General features: G+C 50.3%; 2 protein-coding genes. Both read right to left on the reverse strand.

Going from position 1 to position 1,428, the window contains the following annotated elements:
- The coding region (locus RT018_RS12515) for a recombinase family protein (protein ID WP_312942484.1) at positions 1-786 on the reverse strand (786 nt) is incomplete at its 3' end.
- Between the two features lie 178 nt (positions 787-964).
- The coding region (locus RT018_RS12520) for an AAA domain-containing protein (protein ID WP_312942486.1) at positions 965-1,428 on the reverse strand (464 nt) is incomplete at its 5' end.

A 1,428-nucleotide genomic window follows, 5' to 3' on the forward strand; every position in this document is an offset into this window, starting at 1 on the left:
CAAAGGCACATGTTTTCCATCCGCCAGCACAATGTCGGGGTCTGTGAAATCACGACGGGTGATGCCAGAGGGATTCCAGCGGAGCTTACCAATATAAACCGGATTGCGAAGAATATACTCTACCGTGCGGTTTTCAAAAAGATTCCCGCGGTGTGTCCGAACGCCTATGGAATTCAACCATTTGGCAATGGGATAGAAACCTTCTCCCTGACAGAATCGGCGGAAAATCTCTTTTATGTAGGCGGCCTCCGGTTCTTTTGGAATCAGCACGTTGTCCTCTACCGTGTAGCCATAGGAAGGATTGGACTGCAACTCGCCCCGGCGGTGCTTTTCCTCCATCCCGCGCTTCACCTCTTCGGCAAGGTTGATGGAGTAATATTCATCCATTGCTTCAATCAGGGCCTCCATGAGGATGCCCAGCTTTCCTTCGGCAATCGGTTCGCTGATGGAGAGGACCTCAATGTGTAGCTGCTTGCGTAGGACGGACTTGTAAAAAACGGCATCGTCTCTGTTGCGGGCAAAGCGGGAGAACTTCCAGAGAAGGATTGCATCAAAGGGCTTGGGCTTCAATTTGGCCGTTCCGATCAAGTGGCGGAAAGCGTCACGCCCTGTGACCTTCCGCCCGGAAATTCCTTCGTCCACAAACACGTATTCATCCGGAATAATCCAACCGTTTTTTGCCGCCCACTTGCGTATCTCCACAAGCTGGCTGGACGGGGATAGCTCCGTCTGATCTTCCGTGCTGACACGGATATACGCGGCAGCGATTCTGTATTCATCGGGCATGGGTGCACCTCTATTTCTCCGGGTTTCCGCGCATCTGCTCGGAAACAATTTTTAGGCATATTTTCAAAAGGTCCTTTGCGCTCTGCTCCGAAAGCGCGACTATTATGAAGTCGCGCCATCCGGCATCTGGCTCAAACATAATTTGCATTGCCTTTTGGGATGTAATCATATCTACCTCCTAAGAATTGATATACAGCGGCTTAGAGGCCAGAACCAGTTGGCCAATCAATTGCTCCGGATGGCTGAACCAATACGAAGCATCACAAACGAGAATAAGTGTCTTTCGGGCACGGCTCACAGCAGTGTTAATCACCATCTTACCTTGGGTTGCAGACCGTACCGTATCGGTAAAGCACTTATTATTTGTATCTACAACACTAAGGAACAGCGTATCCCACTCTCGCCCTTGGGATGCATGGACAGTCAATATTCTCCCGGATTTCTTTTCTTTCGGGAGCGCGGCGGAAAGAAGAGAAATTTGCCTGCGATAGGGCGAGAGAATAGCGTAATCTGAGATTTGGTTAAGTGACAGGAACCGTTTTACGGCATTTACCTCGGCTTGGCTGCTTCGGGGGATGTCAGTTGGTTGTGCGGGCGCGTCCAGACAATAAATAGATGTGCCATCATCAGATGCACTGTGAA

This window comes from Oscillibacter sp., assembly GCF_032060045.1.
In the GTDB taxonomy this organism is placed as follows: domain Bacteria; phylum Bacillota; class Clostridia; order Oscillospirales; family Oscillospiraceae; genus Oscillibacter.